General features: G+C 73.5%; 1 pseudogene. It reads right to left on the bottom strand.

Annotation, left to right across the window (positions count from 1 at the left end):
- Positions 1 to 230 (bottom strand): annotated as a pseudogene (locus ACPYOM_RS24230) (M18 family aminopeptidase); the annotation flags it as partial.

Raw genomic sequence — 230 nt, 5'->3', positions numbered from 1 at the left:
CACACCGGCTGGGTCTGGGACTGCTTGTCCAGCGCGAGGCGGTCGTTGACCTCGCGGTCGAGGTGGATGGCGAGCTGCGGGAGCCGCAGGAGGGGCCCCGTCGCCGCGAGCACCGACGTGCCGTCATCGAGGACGAGGCGCCCCGCGAGGCGCAGCTCCCGGTCGAGCCACGAGTTCAGCAGCGGGCCGCCGTAGATCTCGACGCCGGCCTGCAGCCAGCCGAGCTTGCC

It is taken from the genome of Monashia sp. HAY1-2A, assembly GCF_056755315.1.
The sequence above is the reverse complement of the archived record's forward strand: the minus strand, read 5'-3'. Positions and strand labels throughout refer to the sequence as shown.